This is a genomic window from Frankia sp. AiPs1 (assembly GCF_023716945.1).
Lineage (GTDB): Bacteria > Actinomycetota > Actinomycetes > Frankiales > Frankiaceae > Frankia.
This window is the reverse complement of record NZ_JAMQQF010001001.1, coordinates 1-1,128: the sequence shown is the minus strand read 5'-3', so window position 1 is coordinate 1,128 and position 1,128 is coordinate 1. Positions and strand designations below refer to the sequence as shown.

The window sequence follows — 1,128 nt, the reverse complement described above, 5'->3', positions numbered from 1 at the left end:
GCGTCCAACGGCGCCGCCCGCCGACGCCCCGCCGGCCCCCGACGCCCAGCGGGCTGCCCACTCCGGGTCCACCGACCACCACCAGCTGGCTGTCGACACGGAGCCCAACCTGCCGGGGCGCGCCGATCCGCTGGCCGCGGCGGTGGCCGACGTCGACCCGGCGGACGTGGTCGCCCTCTCCGACGTCCTCGACGACCCCGGTCCGGAGATGTCCGCCGAGGGCCGTCTGCGGGTGCGCCGGCTGGCCGCCGAGATCGCCGAGCTGCGTGGCCACGTCGGCGAGGGCCTGCTCGACCTGCTGCACCGCGTCGTCGCCACCATCGGCCTGGACGTCGAGCTCACCGCCACCGAGGCGGCCGTGCGTGCCCGCCGCCAGGAGAACGTCGCGGCCTTCCTCGACGTCGCCGCCGACTTCACCGACCCGGACGGGACGACCTCCCTGCCCGCCTTCCTCGGCTTCCTGCGCGCCGCCCGGGAGCACGAGCGTGGCCTCGACGTGACCGGCCCGTCCGGGGCGGACGCGATCGCCCTGATGACGATGCACCGCTCCAAGGGCCTGGAATGGGAGGTCGTGGCCGTGCCGAACCTCAGCGAGCGGGTCTTTCCCGACGTCACCGTCCGAGATCAGTGGACGACCTCGCCCGGCGTGCTGCCCGTGCCGCTGCGCGGCGACGCGGCGGACCTGCCCGCCTTCGCGGTCTCCGACCAGAAGGCGGACCTCGACACCTTCGCGGCCGAGGTCCGCGCCTACGCCGAGCGGGAGGAACGCCGGCTCGCCTACGTCGCGGTGACCCGGGCGAAGTCGCTGCTGTTCGCCAGCGGGCACTGGTGGGGGCCGGCACAGAAGCGCCCGCGCGGTGCGTCGGTCTTCCTGACGGAGCTCGCCGAGCACGCCCGCGGCGGCGGTGGGCGGGTCGACGCCTGGGCCCCGCAGCCCGCGGAGAAGTCGAATCCGGCGCTGGCCACCCCCCGCCGTTTCGCCTGGCCGATCCCCTACGAACCCGAGCCGTTCGCCCGCCGGGTCGAGGCGGCCCGCGACGTGCTTGCCCGACTCGAAGCGGCGCTCACCCCGCCCCCGCTCGACGCCGCCGGCCTGCCAGCCCCCCCGCCCCCGCTCGACGTCGCCGG

At 76.5% G+C, this 1,128-nt stretch carries 1 protein-coding gene; it reads left to right on the top strand.

Features of this window, described 5'->3' with window-relative positions:
• Nucleotides 1-1,128: 3'-5' exonuclease (locus ND748_RS32460; protein ID WP_285903008.1), on the top strand; the 1,128-nt coding region annotated here is incomplete at both ends.